The sequence below is a fragment of the Pseudomonas sp. YA1 genome, assembly GCF_058680555.1.
On sequence record NZ_JBZWBG010000014.1, the window covers coordinates 27,650 to 49,438 of the forward strand.

Below are 21,789 nucleotides of genomic sequence, written 5' to 3' on the forward strand. Positions count from 1 at the left end.
GTTGGCAAAGGCCTTACTTTAGCCGTTGGTTATCGGCACTGCCTAGGTATCTGCCCGAGACCCGAAGCTGTTGGACTTCGAGCGCCGTTTCAACTGGCCAGCGGCGGATAGGCTTGGGTATGCTTGTCGGCCCTTCGGGAGAGGCTGTCATGACGGATAACGATTCATCCCCCCTGGTATGTGACGCGGAGCTGGATGCCAGTGGTCTCAATTGTCCGCTGCCCCTGCTAAAGGCCAAGCTGGAGCTGAACCGCCTGCCCAGCGGCGGGGTGCTCAAGGTGATCGCCACCGATGCCGGGTCGCAGCGAGACTTCCGGGCCTTCGCCCAGCTCGCCGGCCATGAACTGCTGCGCGAAGAGGCCGCCGAAGGCGTCTATCGATACTGGCTGCGCAAGCGTTAGCGGAGCCTTCGCCGTTCCGATTCAGGATTTCCGATGATCAAGGTGTTACGCGACTGGATGCAGCGCTACTTCTCCGACGAGGAGGCAGTGGTGCTGGCGATCATGCTGGTGCTCGGCTTCAGCGTCATCCTCGCCTTCGGCGGGATGCTCGCGCCGGTACTGGCGGCGATGGTGATCGCCTTCCTGATCCAGGGCGTGGTCGGCATGCTGGAACGCTTCCGGGTGCCGCACCTGTTCGCCGTGTGGCTGGTCTACAGCCTGTTCCTTGGCTTGCTGGCGCTGTTCCTGGTGGTCCTGCTGCCGCTGCTCTGGCAGCAATTGTTCACCCTGTTCAACGAACTGCCGCGGATGCTCGGCGAATGGCAGAGCGTGCTGCTGATGCTGCCCGAGCGCTATCCCAGCCTGATCAGCGAGGAGCAGGTGCTCAAGGCCATCGAGACCGCGCGCGGCGAATTCGGCCAGATCGGCCAGTGGGCGCTGACCTCGTCGCTGGCCAGCCTGCCGGTGGTGGTGAACGTCATGATCTACCTGGTACTGGTGCCGATCCTGGTGTTCTTCTTCCTCAAGGACAAGAAGCGCTTCCATACCTGGTTCCACCGCTACCTGCCGCGCGAGCGCGGGCTGATGAAACAGGTCTGGGCCGAGATGAACCAGCAGATCGCCAATTACATTCGCGGCAAGGTCATCGAGATCGTCATTACCGGCGCGGTGACCTACATCGCCTTCGCCTACCTGGGGCTCAATTACGCGGCGCTGCTGGCCCTGCTGGTCGGCCTGTCGGTGGTGGTGCCGTACATCGGCGCGGTGGTGGTGAGCGTACCGGTGGCGATGATCGCCTTCTTCCAGTGGGGCTGGAGCGACCAGTTCATCTACCTGATGGTGGCCCACGCGATCATCCAGGCGCTGGATGGCAACGTGCTGGTGCCGCTGCTGTTCTCCGAGGCGGTGAACCTGCACCCGGTGGCGATCATCTGCGCGGTGTTGCTGTTCGGCGGGCTCTGGGGCTTCTGGGGCGTGTTCTTCGCGATCCCCCTGGCGACCCTGGTGAAAGCGGTGCTGGATGCCTGGCCCAAGGACCTTCCCGAGACTCCGGCAGCCACGCGATAGCACCGGCCGCATGAAAAATGAAAAAGGCCGCGGATGCGGCCTTTTTTTTCGGGGCGGGGCTCAGGCGCCGTTGAGCGCCTGGGCGGCGGCGAGAACCGCGTCGACATGCCCGGGCACCTTCACGCCGCGCCACTCCTGGCGCAGTACGCCGTCCCTGTCGATCAGGAAGGTGCTGCGGTCGACGCCCATGTATTCCTTGCCGTAGAGCTTCTTCAGCTTGATCACGTCGAACAGCTGGCAGACCGCTTCATCCTTGTCGCTGATCAGCTCGAAGGGGAATTCCTGTTTGCACTTGAAGTTCTCGTGGGACTTCAGGCCGTCGCGGGAGATGCCGAAGACCTCGGTATTGGCCTTCTGGAACGCCGCGTACTGGTCGCGGAAGCCCTGGCCCTCGGTGGTGCAACCGGGAGTGCTGTCCTTCGGGTAGAAGTACAGGACGACCTGCTTGCCCTTCAGCGCGGACAGGGTCACCTCCTTGCCGCTGGTTGCGGGGGCGGTGAAGTCGGGTACGGGTTTGTCGATTGCGACCGGCATGGCTCGGCTCCTCAGGGGTGTTGGGGGCGCCAGGGTTCGATCAGGGCATCCAGGTTCAGGGCGTCGGCGAAGTCCAGGAACTGGTCGCGCAGCCAGCTGATCTGGGTGCCGGCGGGCAGCGTCACGGTAATCGTGGCGTTGAGCATGGTGGTGTTGGTGTGCGGCGCCTGGTAGGTGTCGCAGGTCAGGTTCTCCAGCTCGATGTTGTGGTCGATGAAGAACTGGCAGAGTTCGTTGAGGATGTCTGGGCGATACACCGCGCTGACATAGGCCACGTAAGGCAACGCCTGGGCGCGGGTCACGTGGGCGTTGCTGCGGGTCATGCTGAGGGTGATGTCGCCGCGCTTGGTGAGGGCCGGCAGGCTGCCCTCGAGGCGGGCGAGGGCATCCCAGCTTCCGGAGATCTGCAGCACCAGGGCGCTGAACTCTCCGTGGCGGGTCAGGCGGCTGCTGACCACGGCGCAGCGGCTCTCGACGCAGGCGCGGCAGAGCAGGGTGGTCAGCTCCATCGGATTGGGGCCGAGGGCGCTGATCAGAAGGAATTGTTCGCGGGGTTGGCTGGTGGACATTCAACTTTCCTGGAATACGCTGGCGGCACGGGCCGTACCTAAAGCGGGAAGGGTAGCGAAAAGCGCCGCCGAGGGAAACGTCTGCCGCCTGTCAGCGGCTTCCGACGAGGTGGCGCTCGTCTTGTGCAAGGCCTGCCGCCGACAGTACCATTACCGCTTTAATTTCGCGGCAGGAGCGGTTGCATGATTGCGGGCAGTATGGTGGCACTGGTCACCCCCTTCGATGCTCAGGGTCGACTGGACTGGGACAGCCTCGCCAAGCTGGTGGACTTCCACCTGCAGGAAGGCACCAACGCCATCGTCGCCGTCGGCACCACCGGTGAATCGGCCACGCTGGACGTGGAAGAGCACATCCAGGTGATCCGTCGCGTGGTCGACCAGGTCAAGGGCCGCATCCCGGTGATCGCCGGCACCGGCGCCAACTCCACCCGCGAGGCGGTGGCGCTGACCGAGGCCGCGAAAAGCGGCGGCGCCGACGCCTGCCTGCTGGTGACGCCGTACTACAACAAGCCGACCCAGGAAGGCATGTACCAGCACTTCCGCCATATCGCCGAAGCCGTTGCGATCCCGCAGATCCTCTACAACGTGCCCGGGCGTACTTCCTGCGACATGCTTCCGGAGACCGTCGAGCGCCTGTCCAAGGTGCCGAACATCATCGGCATCAAGGAGGCCACCGGCGACCTGCAACGCGCCAAGGAAGTCATCGAGCGCGTCGGCAAGGACTTCCTCGTCTATTCCGGCGACGACGCCACTGCCGTCGAGCTGATGCTGCTGGGTGGCAAGGGCAACATCTCCGTGACCGCCAACGTCGCGCCGCGCGCCATGAGCGACCTGTGCGCCGCCGCCATGCGCGGCGACGCCGCTGCTGCGCGCGCCATCAACGACCGCCTGATGCCGCTGCACAAGGCGCTGTTCATCGAATCCAACCCCATTCCGGTGAAGTGGGCCCTGCATGAGATGGGTCTGATCCCCGAGGGCATCCGCCTGCCCCTGACCTGGCTCAGCCCGCGTTGCCACGAGCCGCTGCGTCAGGCCATGCGCCAGACCGGCGTATTGGCTTGATCAAGGAGCTCCACGCAATGAAGCGACTGGCTGGACTGACCGCCCTCGCCCTGGTTATCGGCAACACTTCCGGCTGCGGCTGGCTGTGGGGGCCGGAGGGCTATTTCCGCGACCGCGGCGACGACTACCTCGGCGCCCGCGAGACGCCTCCCATGCAATTGCCCGAAGGGGTGCACAGCAAGCCGCTCGATCCGCTGCTGCCGATTCCGCTGAACGTCGCCACCACCCACGAAAAAGAGGGTGAGTACGAGGTTCCGCGTCCGCAGCCGCTGGCCAACGCCGGCGACATCAGCGACTACAGCCTGCAGCGCAGCGGCGATAGCCGCTGGGTCGTGGCCCAGCGTCCGCCGGCGGAAGTCTGGCCGGTGGCCCGGCAGTTCTTCGAGGAGAACGGTTTCCGCATCGCCGACGAGCGCCCGCAGACCGGTGAGTTCAGTTCCGACTGGCAATCGCTGTCGCAGCTTTCCGCGCCGCTGGCACGCCGCCTTAGCAGCCGCGTGAGCGGCGTCGAGCCGGACGGCCAGGCACGGGTTCGGGTGCGTATCGAGCCCGGCGTGCAAAGCAATACCAGCGAGGTCTACGTGCTCAGCCAGACCCGCGCCGCCGGTGACACCAGCAGCCCGAACTGGCCGAGCAAGTCGGTGGCGCCGAGCCTCGACGCGGCGCTGCTCGACGAGATGGTCGCGAGCATGGCGCGCAGCGCCGAGCAGGGCGGCTCGGTCTCCCTGCTGGCAGCCAACTCGATCTACGACACGCCCGGCACCTTCGAGTTGAGCAAGGACGGCAGCGGCAACCCGGTGCTGACCTTGCAATCCGACTTCGACCGCTCCTGGGTCAGCGTCGGGCGTGCCCTGGATAACGCCGATATCCGCGTCGACGACCTCAACCGCAGCCTTGGCGTGTACTACGTGAACATCGCCGAAGGGGCGAAGAAACCCGACGAAGACAAGCCCGGGTTCTTCAGTCGCCTGTTCGGCGGCGGCGAGAAGACCAAGGAAGAGGAAGACGCCAAGGCGCAGCGCTACCAGGTCCGCCTGACCACCGTCAGCGACGCCGTGCAGGTCACCGTCGACAAGGACATCAACACCTCTGCGCCGGCCGATGTCGCGCAAAACGTACTGGAAAAACTCCAGGAGAGCATGCGCAATGCGGTTCGCGGTTCTGGGCAGCGGAAGCCGGGGCAATTCGGCCTTGGTGAGCAGTTCTGACACCCGGATACTGATCGATTGCGGCTTCCCGCTGCGTGAAATCATCAAGCGTCTGGCGCGCCTGGGGCTGAGTCCCGCGCAGCTGGACGCGATCCTGGTCACGCACGAACACGCCGATCACATCCATGGCGTCGAACTGCTGGCGCGGCATTACCAAATCCCGGTCTATCTCAGTGCGGGTACCCTGAGCGGCATGCGCCGCCCGGTGCACCCCGCCGAGCTGTTGGGGGCCGGCCAGCGCCTGGCGATCCGCGGGCTGGAAGTGCAGGTGGTTGGCGTCTCGCACGACGCCCGCGAGCCTACCCAGTTCGTGCTGTCCGACGGGCAGCGGCGCTTCGGCATGCTCACCGATCTGGGAATGGCCACGGCCGAGGTGCTGGAGTGCTATCGTGCGGTGGATGCTCTGGTGGTCGAGGCCAACCACGACAGCACGATGCTTGCCGGTGGCCCGTATCCCTATTTTCTCAAGGCCCGCGTAGGCGGTTCGCGAGGGCACTTGAACAACCATCAGTCCGCAGAGCTGGTGAAGCAGCTGGATTGGGGCCGCATGCAGCACCTGGTGCTGGCCCATCTCAGCGAAAAGAACAACTCGCCGCAGCTGGCCCGGCAAACCTTCGTCGACACCCTCGGGTGCGATCCGGGCTGGCTGCAGGTGGCCGATCAGCATTCAGGCCTGGATTGGCGCGAGATCGCCTAGGCCCTATTACCCGTAAGCGGAGCCCATCATGGAAAAACGCGAAGAACTCTACCGCGGCAAAGCCAAGTCGGTTTACCAGACCGACGATGCCGATCGTCTCATCCTGCTGTTCCGCAACGACACCTCCGCCTTCGACGGCAAGCGCATCGAACAGCTCGATCGCAAGGGCGCGGTGAACAACAAGTTCAACGCCTTCATCATGCAGAAGCTGGAAGCTGCCGGCATTCCGACCCAGTTCGACAAGCTGCTGTCGGATACCGAGTGCCTGGTGAAGAAGCTCGACATGATCCCGGTCGAGTGCGTGGTGCGCAATTTTGCCGCCGGCAGCCTGGTGCGTCGCCTCGGCGTGGAAGAGGGCATCGCCCTGACTCCTCCCACCTTCGAGTTGTTCCTGAAGAACGACGCCCTGGGCGATCCGTTCATCAACGAATCCCACGTCCAGGCCTTCGGCTGGGCCACTCCCGAGCAGCTGGCGCAGATGAAGACCTATTCCTTCAAGGTCAATGAAGTGCTGAACAAGCTGTTCGACGACGCCGGTCTGCTGCTGGTGGACTTCAAGCTGGAGTTCGGCCTGTTCCATGGCCAGATCGTCCTCGGCGATGAGTTTAGCCCGGACGGCTGCCGTCTGTGGGACAAGGAAACCCGCAAGAAGATGGACAAGGACCGCTTCCGCCAGGGCCTCGGCGATGTGATCGAAGCCTACGAAGAGGTAGCCAAGCGCCTGGGCGTGCCGCTTTAACCTCCTAACGCGCGCAACCATCTGAAAGAACGCGAAAAAATCTTCAAGAAAGCTTCGCGTTCTTCGTACAAGCTGGTATCATGCGCGCCGCACGGAGAGATGCCGGAGTGGTCGAACGGGACGGATTCGAAATCCGTTGAGTCAGCAATGGCTCCTAGGGTTCAAATCCCTATCTCTCCGCCATTACATATGAGCAAAGCCCCTGGAATGCCTGGCGTTCCGGGGGCTTTGTCTTTTCTGGCGAGTGTTCGGGCATCCCCTCTGCCGGGCGGGCGAAAAAGCCGTGCCATGGTTTCGGGTGCCGGCCAGGTCGTGCAGCTTTCCTAGGAATGCTGCGGGCCCTTCCTTGGTTCTGCCCTTCCTTCTCCTCTGGGTGGTCGTCCCGCTCTGCCTGGGTTTCGTGGGTGCGCTGAGCGCGCATTTCTCCACCGCTTCCGATTTTCTGTCCTTCGGGCGCCGGGTCGGGCGACCTGCCGGTTTCGATGGTCGGTGCGGTTCTTCTTAGTATCCCGGCGCTTGAAGGCGCCGCGGATGTGTGGCCGAGCTGCATGGCACGGTTTCCCTCCGGCGGACAGCCAGGATATCGGTTTGTGCCGAGTCCCGGAGACGGGGCTGGGGAGGAAGAAATGCGTCCGCTCGTTTCCGTCGTTTGCGCCTGTTTCAATATCTCGAAGTATCTGGACGAGGCGATCGCCAGCATCTACGCGCAGGGCTATCCCAATCTCGAGTTGATTGTGGTGGATGACGGATCCACGGACGACACCTATGAGCGTCTCGCCATGCTCCGCGAGCGTCACGGTTTCCAGCTCTACCGCCAGGCTAACCGAGGGGTGAGCGACGCGCTCAATCACGGTTTGCGTCATGCGCGGGGCGAGTTCGTGATGACTCCCGACCTGGACGACATTCTCCTGCCTGGAGCGCTCGACACGCGCGTCGACTACTTGCTTGCGCACCCCGAGGTCGGGTGCGTGGGCGGTTTCAATATCTGTATCGACAGTGCCGGTAACGAAGTGGCGCGAGACGGTTTCAGCGAGGGGTGTGTGGAGCGTTGGGGGTTCGATGCAGCATTGGCCGAGACCCTGGTGGTCATGCCGCTGACGGCGCTCTACCGCATGGAAGCGATGAAGCGGGCGGATTTCTTCGACCCGTCGATTCGCGTGCAGGATTTCCAGATCACCCTAAGGATCGCGGCGCAGGGCTATGAAATTCATCGACTGCCGGCCTACATGGGGCGTTATCGCCGGCATGGAAGCGGTCTGTCCGGCAGGTACAAGCTCAATTACGAGGCGGATATGCAAGCCATCGAGCCTTATCGGGCTCACCCGAATTATCGCCGGGCCCGGCAACTGATCCTGAACAAGGCGCTGAAGAAGGCTGTTGTCCAGGATGGGCGATATGCCTGGCAGTTGTTCCGCTCGGTGCCGCTGCGGGCGTGGGACCGGGTGACGCTGAAGCGATTCTGGCGCTTTCTCCGTTATCTGCCGGTCCTCGGGTTGAAAGGTGGTACCGGCGTCGAGGGTCGATGACGGCTGGCCGGCTAATCTTTCAGTGGGTTGAATATCATTTCAGGATTTCTCCTTCAGTGCCTCGCCCTGGGGAAATAGCGCGCGGCTCACGAAGCGCGCGGTATCCCGCAGGCTGGTGCCGATCCGTTCCAGGTCGTCGGGCTGGTGCTGGGCGCTGATGCCGATCGCGGAGATGGCGAAGCGCGGTTGTCCGTCGCGGTCGGTGATGGCGCTGGCAACCATGCTCACGCCGCGGTAGAGGTGTTCCTGGTCGATAGCCCAGCCGCGCTCGACGGCCTCGGACGCTTCGGCCTGGTAGCGCTCGAAGCTCGGCGGATTTTCCCAGCGCACGCGGGTCAGTCGGCGGCGCAGTTCGTCCTCCGGCAGTTCGCGCAGGCCGGCAATGCAACGCCCGGCGGCGCCGACCAGTTCCGGCAGGCGCGTGCCGACGGCGACGTTGACGTGGGCGACGGGCGGTGCGGCAAGGGCGATGACGCGGATGTGCGCATCGTCGGTGACTTGCCACAGGGCGATGAGGATGTGGTGGGCAAGGCTCAGTCGCTCCAGCTCTGGCTGGATCAGGTCGGCATAGCTGCGTCCGACGAATCCTACGGCCAGTTCCGACAGGCCAAGGCCCAGTTGGTAGGTCTTGCCCGCATCGTCGAAGGAGGTCAGCCGTTCGTTGCTCAGGGTGCGCAGGATATTGAAGGCGCTGCTCGGGCTGATGCCGGTGGCGCGAGCGATGGCGGCCACGCCTTGCGGTCCGTCGGCGTGGGCTAGGTGGCGAAGTATCTGAATGGCGTTCACTACCGCGCCGACATCTTTGCTGCTGGTGCCTTTGGTTGTGGCGTCCTTGGTCATTTTTCCTCTTTTCATTCAGTATTGTGATTGACATTCACGATAGTGAATATATTCTGGCCTTCCGGAACGTACAACCGGGAACGGAAGCAGTATCCGGTTCGGCGTCCAGCGCGATGCACTTTGCAGCAAAGGTCGACAAGAACAAAGGAGAAACCTCGTGGCAGATCTTCCCGATGGCAGTACTCCGGGACCTGAGGCGCAGTACCTTGCGTTTCTCGCCCAGGGCCGTTTCATGTTGCAGCGCAGCCGTTCCAGCGGTCGCCATGTGTTCTACCCGCGCCAGTTGGTGCCGGGTAGCGGCGAGACTGATCTCGAGTGGGTTCCCGCCAGCGGCCTGGGTACGCTCTACGCGATCACTGTCAATCGCTCCCGCGGCGGCAATCACAATGTCGCGCTGGTCGACCTGGACGAGGGCGTGCGCATGATGTCGCGGATCGACGGGCACCAGAGCCTGCCGATCGGCACCCGTGTGCAGGCGCGCATCGTCGAGCAGGACGGTGCCAATGTCGTGGTGTTCGTTCCCCACCAGGAGGGACGACCATGAGCGCGGCCATCCGTGGCAAGACCGCCATCGTCGGCATCGGTAGCGCCGGCGTCGGCGAGGCGCCGGGCTACAGCGCCATCGAACTGCTCGGCCAGGCGTCGCTCAAGGCCATTGCCGATGCCGGCCTGAAGCTTTCCGACATCGACGCGATCTTCGCCGCCACCAGCTCCCATGCCTTTCCCACCTTGTCGGTCGCCGAATACCTCGGCATCCGCCCGAAGTTCGTGGATGGCACCAATATCGGCGGCTCCAGTTTCGAGCTGCACCTGCTGCAGGCCACTTTGGCACTGGAGGCCGGTCTCTGCGACGCTGCGCTGATCTGCTACGGCTCCAACCAGCGAACCGCCGGCGGCCGCCTGGTATCGATGAGCGAGCCACAATGGCACGAGACGCCCTACAAGCCGCGCCACCCGATCACCGCCTATGCCCTGGCGGCCAGCCGGCACATGCACCAGTACGGCACCACACGCGAGCAGCTCGCCGAGGTGGCGGTCTCTGCCCGGCAATGGGCCAACCTGAATCCTGAGGCGTTCGCCCGCGGGCCGTTGAGCGTCGATGACGTCCTTGCCGCGCGGATGGTCAGCGACCCGCTGAGCGCCGCCGACTGCTGCCTGGTCACCGACGGCGGCGGCGCCTGCGTGGTAGTGCGCGCCGAGCGCGCCCGCGACTTGCCCAATGCGCCGGTGTACTTCCTTGGCGCGGCCGGAGCGCAGTGGCATCGCTCGATCGTGTCGATGCCCGACCTCACCGTGACGGCGGCCTCGGAAAGCGCTCCGCGAGCCATGCAGATGGCCGGTGTGCGGCACGCCGACATCGACCTGGTGATGCTCTACGACGCCTTTACCATCAACACCCTGCTGTTCCTCGAGGACCTGGGATTCTGCGCCAAGGGCGAGGGCGGCCCATTCGTCCAGGGCGGACGCATCGCGCCCGGCGGCGAGTTGGCGGTGAACACCAACGGTGGCGGGCTGTCCTGCGTGCATCCGGGGATGTACGGGATGTTCCTGATCATCGAGGCGGTGACCCAGCTCCGCCGCCAGGGCGGCGAGCGGCAGTTGGCCAAGGCCGACGTGGCGTTGCTGCACGGCAACGGTGGCACGCTGTCCAGCCAGGTAACCGCGTTGCTCGGCACCGGCGACACGCTCTAGACCCCTGGCCGACAGGCCTTCCGGGCGCTGCCGTGGCGGCGTCCCGCGGGCGCGCTCGCCCGCGAGAAGGTTGTCGTGCCGGCCACAGACAAACGGATCAGGTGAACCCATGTCAGCGAACCACTCGCAACAGCTCATCGACGCTCCCCGTTTCGCCAGTCTTACTCCATTGATCGAACCACGCTCGGTCGCGGTGATCGGCGCTTCCAGCGACCCGACCCGCATCGGTGGCCGACCCATCGCCTACATGCTGCGCCATGGCTATGCCGGGCAAATCCTCCCGGTCAATCCGAACCGTGCTGAAATCCAGGGGCTACCGGCCTTCGCCAGCGTCGCGGAGCTGCCGCAGGCACCGGACGTGGCCATTGTCGCGGTGCCTGCGCCTCAGGTGCTGGAGACCGTCCGGGCACTGGGCCGCCAGGGGGCGCGCAGTGCCATCGTGTTCTCTTCCGGATTCAGCGAGGTCGGCGAGGCCGGCGCGGCGATGCAGGATGCGGTGGTAGCCGCTGCCCGCGAGTACGGTATGCGTCTGCTCGGTCCGAATGCGCTGGGCGCGTTCAACAGTAACCTAGGTTACTACGCGTTCTTCTCCACCAGCCTGGAACGTGGCGTACCGCTGCCCGGCCGGGTAGGCATCGCCACCCAGTCCGGCGCCTACGGCGCGCACCTGCTCGGCATGGCGCGCCAGCGCCGCCTGGGAACCCCTATCTGCGTGGCCACCGGTAACGAGGCCGACGTCACCCTGGGCGACAGCATCGGCTGGCTGGTGGAGTCGCCGGAGATCGACGTGGTGATGGCCTACGCCGAATCCATCCGCAACGTCGACAGCTTCCTCGCCGCCCTGGAGGCCGCGCATCGCGCCGGCAAGCCGGTGATCCTGCACAAGGTCGGGCGCAGCGCCCTGGGTAGCCGCGCGGCGCTGTCCCACACCGCTTCGCTGGCCGGCGACGACAAGGTGCTGGACGCCGTGCTGGGCGACTATGCGGTGATCCGCGCCAGGACCACCGAGGAACTGATGGACATCGCCTACCTCGCCACCCGGCGTATCTATCCGGTGGGCAACAGCCTCGGCATGATCACCGTCAGCGGCGGCGCCGGGATCATCGTCAGCGATGTCGCCGAGGAAGTCGGCCTGCCGATGCCGCCGATGCCGGACATGGCCCAGGAGCGGCTGAAGGAACGGCTGTCCTTCGCCTCGCCGATCAACCCGGTGGACTGCACCGCGCAGGCCCTGAACGATCTGACGCTGGTGCGCGACTTTACCGAGTCGATGGTGGTCGACGGTGGCTACCGTTCGCTGCTCGCCTTCTTCACCCAGGCCGGCACCGCCGCCTCCATCGGCGCGCGCCTGGCCGAGCAGTTCCGGCGGATCAAGGAGGCTCATCCCGAGCGTCTGTTCGTGGTCTCGGTGATGGGCGAGGGGGAAGAGCTGGCACCCTACGAGGAGGCCGGCTTCGCACTGTTCGAAGACCCCACCCGGGCGGTAGTGGCGATCCAGGCCATGGGGCGGCTCGGCGAAGCCTTCGCCCGGCCGTTGCGCCTGCGCCGGCCTGCCGGCGGGCTACAGTTGCCCGCCTCCACGCCCGGCGAAGCCGAGGCCAAGCGCCTGCTGGCGCGCGCCGGTATCGAGTCCGCCGCCGAGGCGGTGCTGGGTAGTGCCGAAGAGGCGGTTGCCTTCGCCGAGGGCATCGGATACCCGGTGGTGCTGAAGCTCGCCTCGGCGGACATCCAGCACAAGTCGGAAATCGGCGGCGTGTTGCTTGGCGTAAGCGATGCGGACGCGGTACGCGCCGGTTTCCAACTGCTCCTGCGCCGGGCCGCCGAGAAGGCGCCGCAGGCGCGTCTCGATGGCGTCCTGGTGGCGCGCCAGCTGCAGGGCGGGGTGGAGTGCTTCATGGGGATCCAGCGCGATCCGCTGTTCGGCCCGGTGGCGCTGTTCGGCCTGGGCGGGATCTTCGTCGAGGTGCTGCAGGACGTGGTGTTCCGCCGCTGCCCGTTCGAGGTCGACGAAGCCGAGGCGATGATCCGTAGCATCAGAGGCGCGCCGCTCCTGCTCGGCGCGCGAGGCCGGCCGCGGGCCGACGTCGCGGCGCTGGCACGGCTGCTGTCGAATCTCTCGCGGTTCGCCTGGGAGGCGGGAGAGCGCTTGCGCTCGGTGGACCTCAACCCGGTCATCGCCTTGCCGGAGGGCCAGGGCGCCTGGGCGGTGGATGCGGTGCTGGAAGTCGAGGAGGTGGCCGATGGCGCTCGATCCTGAGGTGCTCCTGAACTACCCGATCCCCGAAGTACGCCAGCGCTACAGCCGGCGCGACAGCGCCTTCTATGCATTGACCCTCGGTCTGGGCGGCGACCCGCTGGACGAGCGCCAACTGGTCTACGTCGATCCGTGCCGCGATCTCCAGGCATTGCCGTGCATGGCCCTGGTGCTCGGTCATCCGGGCTTCTGGCTGGGCAATCCGGCGACTGGCGTGGACGCGCTGCGCCTGGTTCACGGCGAGCAGCGCCTGGAGTGGCGGCGGCCGTTGCCGGCGGAAGGCGAGGTGATCGGTCGGACCCGGGTCACCGGTCTGGTAGACAAGGGCGCCGACAAGGGCGCGCTGCTCTACAGCGAGAAGGTGCTCAGCGACGCGCTCAGCGGCGAGGTGCTGGCTGTCGCCCGCAGCACCACCTTCCTTCGCGGCGACGGCGGCTTCGGTGGTTCCCGGCAGGTGCCGGAAACGCCGCATCGCTTGCCTGAACGGACACCCGACCTGCGACTCGACCTGCCGACCCGTCCGGAGCAGGCCCTGTACTACCGCCTCAACGGCGACGACAACCCGCTCCACGCGGAGCCCGCGGCAGCGCTGCGGGCCGGCTTCCCGCGGCCGATCCTGCATGGCCTGTGCACCCTCGGCGTGGCATTCCACGCGGTGTTGCGCGGGCTCGCCGACTACCGCGCGGAGCAACTGGGACATCTGCAGGTGCGTTTCTCGGCTCCGGTGTTTCCCGGCGAGACCTTGCGTACCGAGATGTGGAGCGACGGCTCGTTCCGCACTCGCGTCGTCGAGCGCGATGTGGTGGTGCTGGACAACGGCCGGGTAGGTCCGCCGCCAGAGCGGCCGGACTGAAGCGAAGGGCGGTGGCGCGAGGGAACGACCGTCGGGCTGCCGTGAAGATCAACCGAAATCCTGCTTGCGAGAACAAGAATAATGAATGCAACCGCGCTTTCCCCGAACCCGGCGCCGGCCATTTCCCGGCGCACCATGCTGATCGCCTTCGTCTTCTGCTTCCTCGGCCTGCTCGCCGACGGCGTCGACCTGATGTTCCTGGCCTACAGCCTCAACAGCCTGAAGGCCGAATTCGGCCTGAGCAACTTCGAAGCCGGCTCCCTCGGCAGCCTGACTCTCGCCGGCATGGCCGTCGGCGGTATCTATGGCGGCTGGTGCTGCGACCGCTTCGGCCGGGTGCGAGTGGTGACCTGGACCATCGTGCTGTTCTCCATCGGTACCGCGTTGCTGGGGCTGACCCAGAACTACTGGCAGTTCGCGCTGATCCGCTTCGTCGCCTCGCTCGGCCTCGGCTCGTTGTTCGTCGCCTGCAACATCCTGATGTCCGAGTGCGTCGGAACCAGGTACCGCACCACCATCCTCGCTGCCATGCAGGCCGGCTGGACCGTGGGCTACCTGGTGGCGACCCTGCTGGCGGGGCAGATCATCCCCGAGTTCGGCTGGCGCGCCTTGTTCTTCACCGCCGTGGCGCCGGCGCTGGTCTGCCTGGCCCTGCGGCCCTGGGTGCCGGAGTCGCCGTCCTGGCTCGCGGCCCAGGCCGGGCGCCAGCGTCCCGGCGCGGCTCCGCAGAGCCACGCCGAGGCTGGTGGCGCCGGCCCGCTGGGACGGATGCTGGGCGATCCGGAAACGCGCGGCATGTTCCTGCTCTGGAGCCTCACCTCCTGCTTCCTGCTGTTCGGCTACTACGGCACCAACAACTGGATGCCGTCCTACCTGGAGAGCGAGTTGGGGATGAACTTCAAGTCGATGACCGGCTACATGGTCGGCACCTACAGCGCGATGATCCTCGGCAAGGTCGCCGCCGGTGTCTGCGCCGATGTCTTCGGCCGGCGCCTGACCTTCGCCGCCGGGGCCATCGGCAGCGCCGCCTTCATGCCGTTGATCGTGTTCTACCACTCGCCCTCCAACATCCTCTGGATCCTCATCACCTTCGGCTTCATCTACGGCGTTCCGGTCGGGGTGCTGGCCACCTACATGACCGAGAGCTTCTCCACCCGCGTCCGCGGCTCGGCGGTGGGCACCGCCTACAACCTGGGTCGTATCGGCGCGGCGGTGGCGCCCGCCGGCATCGGCCTGCTGGCCACCCACGTGTCGATCGGCGCGGGTTTCCTGGTGATGGGCATCACCTACGTGCTCACCGGACTGATCCCGGCGCTGTTCATTGCGGACCGGCTCTACGACCCGAACCGCGAGTCCCGCGATGGCGAGAGCGCTTCCCGACGGCAAGCGCCGGGCAGTGCCGTGGATACCGCCGAGCGGCGCGCGGCCAAGGCCTGATCCTGCGGAAGGAGTGCACATCCATGAGTTCTTTTCCACGACAGCCAGCGGCGGAGCAGCGGCCCGCCAGCTTCCAGGAGTTCATCGGCTTCGAGCGCTGGACCGATGCCGACGGGGTGGCGCGGGTGCGCCTGGGGCATCGCCCGGAACTGATGAACTACCTGCAACAGTTCCATGGCGGGGTGTTGATGTCGGTGCTGGACGCCGCCATGGCCCAGGCGATCCGTGCCTGCTTGCCGGACTGCTCGATGGTGACCATCGACATGGCTACCCACTTCATGGGTAGCGCCCGCGGCGAGCTTCGTGCGGTTGGCAGGGTGGTGCGGCGGACCCGCACGATCTGCTTCTGCACGGCGGAAATCTGCAACGAGGACGGCGAGGTCATCGCCATGGCCTCGGGCAGCTTCAGGTACCGCGCGGCTAAGCCGTAGCGGAGTTCCGGCGGCGCGGCAGCGGAGCCATCCGTCGCGCGTCCGGACCACGGCCTGCGCGGTCGCTCCGCGCGGACAAGCCGGCGCCGCCCGTGCAGATGACGGACGGGCGGTCGGCGTATCGACAGGAGGGCGAACAGATGAGTGAGCAAGACGAGTGGGCCGGCGAGCGCGAGCAGCGTCTGCGGATGATCCGCGACAGCGCGGCTTCGCTGGTGCCGCGCGACGGCGACCTGAGCCGCGTGCGCCGCGGTCGTTTCACCGGTAGCGGGGTGGACCGCCAGGCCTGGCGCGAGGTCTGCGCCATGGGCTGGCCGGCGCTGCGCCTGGATGAAGCGTTGGGCGGCAGCGGCCTGGGCATGAGCGAATACGCGGCGTTGCTGGAGGCGCTGGGGCGCGGCCTGCTGCCCGAGCCGCTGATCGAGGCCGGGCTGGTGGCGCCGCTGCTGCCGGAAGACGAGCGCGTTGCGTTGCTGGCCGCCGAGCGGCTGGTCCTGCCGGTGGGCATCGCCTACCGCGATGGGCGGCGACGCCCTCGTATGCAGGAAGGGCGGTTGCACGGCGAAGTCGCTCACGTACATCTGGCTGGTGCCGCCGATGCCTGGCTGGTGGCCTGCGAGCAGGGCCTGGCGCTGGTCGAGCGCGATGCCGATGGCGTGGAACTGCTCTGCGAGGCGACCCAGGATGGCGCTCACCTGGCGCGCCTGCGTTTCCGCGATGCGCCGGCACGGTGGTTGTCCGGCGAGGTAACGGAACAGGTTCTGGACGAGGCAGCGCTGGCCTGCGCGGCCTATCTGGTCGGACTGATGGATGGCGCCTTCGAGCGAACCCTGGAGTACCTCAAGGTACGTCGCCAGTTCGGCCGCGAGATCGGCAGTTTCCAGGCGCTGCAGCACCGCATGGTCGACCTGAGGATCCAGATCGAACTGTCGCGCGCCATGGTCGAGCAGGCCGCCGCCGCGATCGATGCCGGGGCGTCGGAAAGCGAGCGCCAGCGGCAGGTTTCCAGCGCACGGGTACGGGCCTCGGAAGCGGCTCTGCTGGTGACCCGCCAGGCCATCCAGTTGCACGGCGGCATCGGCTACACCGACGAGGCGGACATCGGCCTGTTCCTGCGCCGCGCCATGGTACTGCTCAATGCCCACGGCTCGCTGGCGTTCCACAAGGCGCGCTACGCCGCGCTGCTACAGCGGGAGGTGGCCTGATGAGCGGTTTGTTGCAGGAAACGCGCGGCACGGTGCGCCTGCTGCGCTTCGACAACCCGGCCCGGCGCAACGCACTGTCGCCGGCGCTGCGCATGGAATTGCTGCGGGCCCTGGAGGCGGCCGAATGCGACCCATCGATCCGCAGCGTGCTGCTGACCGGTGGCGAAGAGGTGTTCTGCGCCGGCGGCGACCTGGGCGACATGCGGGTGACCGAGTTGGCCGCCGGCAGGGCGCGAATGCAGGACAACGCGCGGCTGGTGCGGCAGATGGTGCGCATGGGCAAGCCGCTGATCGCCGCGGTCGAGGGCTGGGCGGTGGGAGCCGGGCTGTCCGTGGCGCTGGCCTGCGACAGCATCGTTTGCGGCGCCGGCGCCCGCTTCGCCGCCGGCTTCGGCAAGGTCGGGCTGCTCGCCGACCTTGGCCAGTTGCATACCTTGCCGGCGCGCATCGGTTGGGGGCGGGCACGGCAGATCCTGATGTTCGGCCAGGTGGTAGAGGCCGAGGAGGCACTGCGCATCGGCCTGGCCGACCGCCTCTGCGCCGCTGGCGGCGCCTTGGCGATGGCGCTGGAACTGGCCGGGCGGGTGGAGCAGCAGGCGCCGTTGCCCCTGGCGATGACCAAGGCGTTGCTCGCCGAGGGCCTTGACCTATTGCTGGAGCGGGAGGGCGAGTTGCAGAGCCAGTTGTTTCTCAGCGCCGACCACGCCGAGGGCAAGGCGGCCTTTCTCGCCAAGCGTCCCCCCGTATTCAGAGGAAACTGAGATGACCGACTACGACAGTCTCGATGACAACGCCTTTCGCCTGATGGTCCGTGAGTGGATCGCCGCCAACTATCCGCAGCGCATCCGCAATCCGCCCCGTCGCCTGGGGCGCGAGGAAACCCGCGAGTGGTACCTGCTGTTGTCGCGCCAGGGCTGGCTGTGTCCCGGCTGGCCCAGGGAGTACGGCGGCATGGGGCTGAGCGCCGGCAAGCAACTGATCATGATGGAGGAAATGGAGGAGTACGGCTGCGCGCGCCTGCCCGACAGCGGCGTGACCATGCTCGGCCCATTGTTGATCCGCTATGGCGACGAGGCGCAACGGGCGCGCTTCCTGCCGCGCATTCTCAGCGGCGAAGACATCTGGTGCCAGGGCTACAGCGAGCCCAACGCCGGCTCCGACCTGGCCAGCCTGCGCACCGAGGCGCGCCTGGAAAACGGCGAGTGGGTGATCAACGGACAGAAGACCTGGACCACCATGGGCTCGGAGGCCAACTGGATCTTCCTGCTGGTCCGCACCGAGCGCAGCGCCAAGGCGCAGCACGGCATCAGCTTCCTGCTGGTGCCGATGGACAGCCCGGGCATCGAGGTGCGGCCGATCCTCAACCTGGAGCTGCACGGCGAGTTCTGCGAAGTGTTTTTCAACGACGTGCGGGTGCCCTACGACAGCCTGGTCGGCGAAATCAACCAGGGCTGGAGCATGGCCAAGGCGCTGCTCGGTTTCGAGCGGATCTTCCTCGGTTCGCCCAAGCAGTCCACCTTCGCCCTCCAGCGCCTGGAGCGCCTGGCCCGGCACCTGGGACTGTGGCACGACCCTCTGTTCGCGCGCCGCTTCGCCGCGTTGAGCATGGACCTGGACAGCCACAAGGCGCTCTACGAGCGTTTCGCCGAACGCCTGCGGCGTGGGGAGAGCCTCGGCCCGGAGGTATCCATGCTGAAGATATTCCAGTCCGAACTGTTCCAGCGCATCAGCGAGCTGGGCCTGGAGGTCGCCGGGGAGGACTCGGCCCTGCTGCAGCCCTTCGCCGAAGACCCCGAGCTGCATCCGGCGGGGATCTTCATCCAGTCGCGGCCGACCACCATCTACGGCGGCAGCAACGAAATCCAGCGCAACATCCTGGCCAAGAGCGTCCTCGGCCTGCCGGGCTGAGCGCAACCGAACGACATCGACGGGACGAAGAGGATTACCCATGAGCAGCAGACTCAATGAAGGCAAGGTCGCGATCGTTACCGGCGCGGGCGGCGGCATCGGCCGCGAGATCGCCCTGGCCCTGGCCGATTCCGGGGCACGGGTGGTGATCAACGATATCGGCGTATCGCTACAGGGCGAGGGCGGGTCGGCCTCGCCGGCCGAAGAGACCCTTGGCCTGATCCGCCAGCGAGGCGGCGAAGGTCTGATCAACACCGACAGCGTCGCCGACTGGGACAGCGCGCGGCGTATCGTCGAATGCGCCATGGACGGTTTCGGGCGTCTGGATATCGTGGTGAACAACGCTGGCATCCTGCGCGATGCGATCTTCCACAAGATGAGCGCCGACGACTGGCTGTCGGTGATCAATGTCCATCTCAACGGCAGCTTCTTCGTCAGCCGGGCCGCCGCCGAACGCTTCCGTACCCAGCAGGCCGGCGCCTTCGTACACATGACCAGCACTTCCGGGCTGATCGGCAACTTCGGCCAGGCCAATTATTCCGCGGCCAAGCTGGGCATCGTCGCCTTGAGCAAATCCATCGCCCTCGACATGCAGCGCTACAACGTGCGTTCGAATTGCATCGCGCCGTTCGCCTGGAGCCGGATGACCGACTCGATTCCGGCCGAAACCCCGGAGCAGAAGGCCCGCGTCGACAAGCTGCAGCGCATGACCCCCGAGAAGAACGCGCCGCTGGCCGTCTACCTGGCGTCCGACGCCGCCCGCGAGGTCACCGGCCAGGTGTTCGCCGCGCGTCACCACGAACTCTTCCTGATGAGCCAGAGCCGGCCGCTGCGCAGTGTGCATAGCGAGCACGGCTGGACCCCGGAGAGCATCGCCGAGCACGGCATGCCGGCGTTGCGCGGCAGCTTCATGGACCTGGCGCGCAGCCCGGACGTGTTCTCCTGGGACCCGATCTGACCGAGGAGGCAATCCATGGGCGTGTTCAGGACCCGTTTCACCGAGACCTTCGGCGTCGAACACCCGATCATGCAGGGCGGCATGCAGTGGGTCGGCCGTGCCGAGATGGCTGCGGCGGTGGCCAACGCCGGTGGCCTGGCGACGCTGTCGGCGTTGACCCAGCCGAGCCCGGAGGCACTGGCTGCGGAGATTGCCCGCTGCCGCGAGCTGACCGATCGGCCGTTCGGGGTCAACCTGACCTTGCTGCCGACGCAGAAGCCGGTGCCCTATGCCGAATATCGCGCAGCCATCATCGAGGCGGGAATCCGCGTCGTCGAAACCGCCGGCAACGACCCCGGCGAGCACATCGCCGAATTCCGTCGACACGGCGTCAAGGTGATCCACAAGTGCACCGCCGTGCGCCATGCGCTCAAGGCCGAGCGACTGGGTGTGGACGCCGTCTCCATCGACGGCTTCGAGTGTGCCGGCCACCCGGGCGAGGACGACATCCCCGGCCTGGTGTTGCTGCCGGCCGCGGCCAACCGGCTACGCGTGCCGATCATCGCCTCCGGCGGTTTCGCCGATGGACGTGGCCTGGTCGCGGCGCTGGCGCTGGGTGCCGACGCGATCAACATGGGCACGCGCTTCCTGGCCACTCGCGAATGTCCGATACACCCTGCGGTGAAGGCGGCGATCCGTGCGGCCGACGAGCGTTCCACCGACCTGATCATGCGTTCCCTGCGCAATACCGCGCGGGTGGCGCGCAACGCGATCAGCCAGGAAGTACTGGCGATCGAGGCACGCGGCGGCGCCGGCTACGCCGATATCGCCGCGCTGGTCAGCGGCCAGCGCGGTCGCCAGGTGTACCAGCAGGGCGATACCGACCTGGGGATCTGGTCGGCCGGCATGGTCCAGGGCCTGATCGACGACGAACCGGCCTGCGCCGAGTTGCTCAGGGACATCGTCGAGCAGGCGCGCCAACTGGTGCGTCAACGCCTGGAGGGCATGCTCGCCGGGGTCTGATCCGCTCCGCCACGGCGGTCGCGGCAGGGAGTGGCCGCGGCGCCGTGTCTATCCACTGACGACGAAGAGACAACAACAATGAAAATTCTTCCCGTTCCGATGCTGGCCGCGGGGCTGGCGTTGCTGCCGTCGTTCGCCCAGGCGGAGTTTTTCGCCGACGGCAAGGCCGGCCTCGAACTGCGCAATTTCTATTTCAATCGCGACTATCGCCAGCCCGGTGCCAGCCAGTCCTATTCGGAGGAGTGGGCGCAGGGTTTCCTGTTGCGCTACGAGTCCGGCTACACCGAGGGGCTCTTCGGCCTGGGTGTCGATGCGCTGGGCCTGCTGGGCGTCAGGCTGGACTCCTCGCCAGAGCGATCCGGTAGCGGTCTGTTGCCGTATTCGACGAGCGACCGGCGCGCCGCCCACGACTATTCCAGCCTGGGCCTGACCGCCAAGCTACGGGTCTCGCACAGTACGCTGAAGATCGGCAGCCTGATGCCCAGGCTGCCGGTGGTGCAGTTCAACGACACGCGCCTGCACCCGCAAACCTTCCAGGGTGGACTGCTGGAAGTGAACGAGATCGACGGGCTGGCGCTGCAGTTCGGCCAGTTGCGCCAGGTCAAGCAGCGCGACTCGACCAACGCCGAAGACCTCGGCATCACCCGCGGCAACAAGCGCAACGTACTGGCGGGCCGGCACCCCGGCAGCGACCGCTTCGACTTCGCCGGCGGTACCTACCGCTGGAGCGAGCGCCTGAGCAGCAGCTACCACTACGCCAACCTGGAGGATTTCTACCGCCAGCATTATCTCGGCGTGCAGCACCTCTTGCCGCTCGCCGATGACCAGTCGCTGAAGTCCGACATCCGCTGGGCGCGTTCCACCGACGAGGGCGGCAGCCGCGTCGACAATCGCGCGCTGAATGCGCTGTTCACCTATCGCCTGGGCGGCCACGCCTTCGGCCTCGGCTACCAGCGCATGTCCGGCGACAGCGGCTTCGCCTACCTGGGCGGGACCGATCCGTATCTGGTCAACTTCGTGCAGATCGGCGATTTCGCCAACAAGGACGAGCGCTCCTGGCAGTTGCGCTACGACTACGACTTCGCCGCCATCGGCCTGCCCGGCCTGACATTCATGAGCCGCTACCTGCGTGGCGAACACATCGACCTTCTGGACGGCGGTGGGCGCGGCAAGGAATGGGAGCGGGACACCGATATCGCCTACCTGGTGCAATCGGGGCCGCTGAAGAGCCTGGGGATCAAGTTGCGCAACGGCACCTTCCGCAGCGATTTCGGCAACGACATCGACGAGACCCGGCTGATCGTCAGCTACGCGTTGCCGCTGTGGTGAAGCGGACTTGAGTTTCCCGATGTTTCCGCGCCATTGA

22 protein-coding genes and 1 tRNA gene are annotated in these 21,789 nt (G+C 66.3%); 20 read left to right on the top strand and 3 right to left on the bottom strand.

Annotation, left to right across the window (positions count from 1 at the left end; genetic code table 11):
* The first annotated feature begins 149 nt into the window (after positions 1-149).
* A complete protein-coding gene (locus tag AC4OR5_RS20235) occupies positions 150-401 on the top strand; it encodes a sulfurtransferase TusA family protein (RefSeq protein WP_003086258.1) in 252 nt (83 codons plus the stop codon).
* 33 nt (positions 402-434) lie between these two features.
* Positions 435-1,508, top strand: coding sequence for an AI-2E family transporter (locus AC4OR5_RS20240; protein WP_003108615.1), 1,074 nt, complete (start codon positions 435-437; stop codon positions 1,506-1,508).
* Between the two features lie 60 nt (positions 1,509-1,568).
* Here the strand turns inward: AC4OR5_RS20240 and AC4OR5_RS20245 are convergent, their stop codons facing one another.
* Together AC4OR5_RS20245 and AC4OR5_RS20250 are read right to left on the bottom strand one after the other, a co-directional pair.
* Positions 1,569-2,042: a peroxiredoxin gene (locus AC4OR5_RS20245; protein ID WP_003086262.1), complete on the bottom strand. Its 474-nt coding sequence runs from the start codon at positions 2,040-2,042 to the stop codon at positions 1,569-1,571.
* Between the two features lie 11 nt (positions 2,043-2,053).
* Positions 2,054-2,611 (bottom strand): glycine cleavage system transcriptional repressor, encoded by a 558-nt coding sequence (locus tag AC4OR5_RS20250; protein WP_003086267.1) that lies wholly within the window; start codon positions 2,609-2,611, stop codon positions 2,054-2,056.
* A gap of 183 nt (positions 2,612-2,794) precedes the next feature.
* Here AC4OR5_RS20250 and dapA point away from each other — a divergent pair, with 183 nt between their 5' ends.
* The 6 genes from dapA (at position 2,795) to wapB (ending at position 7,843) form a co-directional block, all read left to right on the top strand.
* Positions 2,795-3,673, top strand: coding sequence for a 4-hydroxy-tetrahydrodipicolinate synthase (gene dapA / locus AC4OR5_RS20255; protein ID WP_003086270.1), 879 nt, complete (start codon positions 2,795-2,797; stop codon positions 3,671-3,673).
* A gap of 17 nt (positions 3,674-3,690) precedes the next feature.
* On the top strand, positions 3,691-4,881 hold the full coding sequence (bamC, locus tag AC4OR5_RS20260) for an NlpB/DapX family lipoprotein (RefSeq protein ID WP_058159953.1): 1,191 nt from the start codon (positions 3,691-3,693) through the stop codon (positions 4,879-4,881).
* Positions 4,820-5,578, top strand: a complete 759-nt coding sequence (locus AC4OR5_RS20265; protein WP_058159954.1) for an MBL fold metallo-hydrolase — start codon at positions 4,820-4,822, stop codon at positions 5,576-5,578. Before bamC ends, AC4OR5_RS20265 begins: the two co-directional genes overlap by 62 nt.
* A gap of 28 nt (positions 5,579-5,606) precedes the next feature.
* Positions 5,607-6,317 carry a phosphoribosylaminoimidazolesuccinocarboxamide synthase gene (gene purC / locus AC4OR5_RS20270; protein WP_003108622.1) on the top strand — a complete coding sequence of 237 codons (711 nt, stop codon included), beginning with the start codon at positions 5,607-5,609 and terminating at the stop codon, positions 6,315-6,317.
* Positions 6,318-6,410: 93 nt separating this feature from the next.
* Positions 6,411-6,500, top strand: a tRNA-Ser gene (locus AC4OR5_RS20275).
* A gap of 350 nt (positions 6,501-6,850) precedes the next feature.
* Positions 6,851-7,843: a 1,2-glucosyltransferase WapB gene (gene wapB, locus AC4OR5_RS20280; protein WP_077563314.1), complete on the top strand. Its 993-nt coding sequence runs from the start codon at positions 6,851-6,853 to the stop codon at positions 7,841-7,843.
* 39 nt (positions 7,844-7,882) lie between these two features.
* Here the strand turns inward: wapB and AC4OR5_RS20285 are convergent, their stop codons facing one another.
* On the bottom strand, positions 7,883-8,683 hold the full coding sequence (locus tag AC4OR5_RS20285) for an IclR family transcriptional regulator (protein WP_003108626.1): 801 nt from the start codon (positions 8,681-8,683) through the stop codon (positions 7,883-7,885).
* A gap of 157 nt (positions 8,684-8,840) precedes the next feature.
* Here AC4OR5_RS20285 and AC4OR5_RS20290 point away from each other — a divergent pair, with 157 nt between their 5' ends.
* The 12 genes from AC4OR5_RS20290 (at position 8,841) to AC4OR5_RS20345 (ending at position 21,752) form a co-directional block, all read left to right on the top strand.
* Positions 8,841-9,227 carry a Zn-ribbon domain-containing OB-fold protein gene (locus tag AC4OR5_RS20290; protein WP_003086280.1) on the top strand — a complete coding sequence of 129 codons (387 nt, stop codon included), beginning with the start codon at positions 8,841-8,843 and terminating at the stop codon, positions 9,225-9,227.
* Entirely contained in the window at positions 9,224-10,375 is a 1,152-nt protein-coding gene (locus AC4OR5_RS20295; RefSeq protein ID WP_009876040.1) for a thiolase family protein, read from the top strand. The genes AC4OR5_RS20290 and AC4OR5_RS20295 overlap by 4 nt, the downstream gene beginning before the upstream one ends.
* Positions 10,376-10,484: 109 nt before the next feature.
* Positions 10,485-12,632, top strand: a complete 2,148-nt coding sequence (locus tag AC4OR5_RS20300; RefSeq protein ID WP_003117003.1) for an acetate--CoA ligase family protein — start codon at positions 10,485-10,487, stop codon at positions 12,630-12,632.
* On the top strand, positions 12,616-13,482 hold the full coding sequence (locus AC4OR5_RS20305; protein ID WP_023122244.1) for a MaoC/PaaZ C-terminal domain-containing protein: 867 nt from the start codon (positions 12,616-12,618) through the stop codon (positions 13,480-13,482). The genes AC4OR5_RS20300 and AC4OR5_RS20305 overlap by 17 nt, the downstream gene beginning before the upstream one ends.
* Positions 13,483-13,563: 81 nt before the next feature.
* A complete protein-coding gene (locus AC4OR5_RS20310; RefSeq protein WP_058159955.1) occupies positions 13,564-14,919 on the top strand; it encodes an MFS transporter in 1,356 nt (451 codons plus the stop codon).
* Between the two features lie 23 nt (positions 14,920-14,942).
* Positions 14,943-15,350, top strand: coding sequence for a PaaI family thioesterase (locus tag AC4OR5_RS20315; RefSeq protein WP_058159956.1), 408 nt, complete (start codon positions 14,943-14,945; stop codon positions 15,348-15,350).
* Between the two features lie 140 nt (positions 15,351-15,490).
* Positions 15,491-16,555 carry an acyl-CoA dehydrogenase family protein gene (locus AC4OR5_RS20320; protein WP_058159957.1) on the top strand — a complete coding sequence of 355 codons (1,065 nt, stop codon included), beginning with the start codon at positions 15,491-15,493 and terminating at the stop codon, positions 16,553-16,555.
* Positions 16,555-17,316, top strand: a complete 762-nt coding sequence (locus AC4OR5_RS20325; protein WP_003086299.1) for an enoyl-CoA hydratase/isomerase family protein — start codon at positions 16,555-16,557, stop codon at positions 17,314-17,316. The genes AC4OR5_RS20320 and AC4OR5_RS20325 overlap by 1 nt, the downstream gene beginning before the upstream one ends.
* A 1-nt stretch (position 17,317) precedes the next feature.
* Positions 17,318-18,463 carry an acyl-CoA dehydrogenase family protein gene (locus AC4OR5_RS20330; protein ID WP_003086301.1) on the top strand — a complete coding sequence of 382 codons (1,146 nt, stop codon included), beginning with the start codon at positions 17,318-17,320 and terminating at the stop codon, positions 18,461-18,463.
* A 40-nt stretch (positions 18,464-18,503) separates the two neighbouring features.
* On the top strand, positions 18,504-19,421 hold the full coding sequence (locus tag AC4OR5_RS20335; RefSeq protein ID WP_003086302.1) for an SDR family NAD(P)-dependent oxidoreductase: 918 nt from the start codon (positions 18,504-18,506) through the stop codon (positions 19,419-19,421).
* Positions 19,422-19,436: 15 nt separating this feature from the next.
* On the top strand, positions 19,437-20,423 hold the full coding sequence (locus AC4OR5_RS20340) for an NADH:ubiquinone reductase (RefSeq protein ID WP_003086306.1): 987 nt from the start codon (positions 19,437-19,439) through the stop codon (positions 20,421-20,423).
* A 78-nt stretch (positions 20,424-20,501) separates the two neighbouring features.
* Positions 20,502-21,752, top strand: coding sequence for an OprD family porin (locus tag AC4OR5_RS20345; RefSeq protein ID WP_058159958.1), 1,251 nt, complete (start codon positions 20,502-20,504; stop codon positions 21,750-21,752).
* The last annotated feature ends 37 nt before the right edge of the window (positions 21,753-21,789 follow it).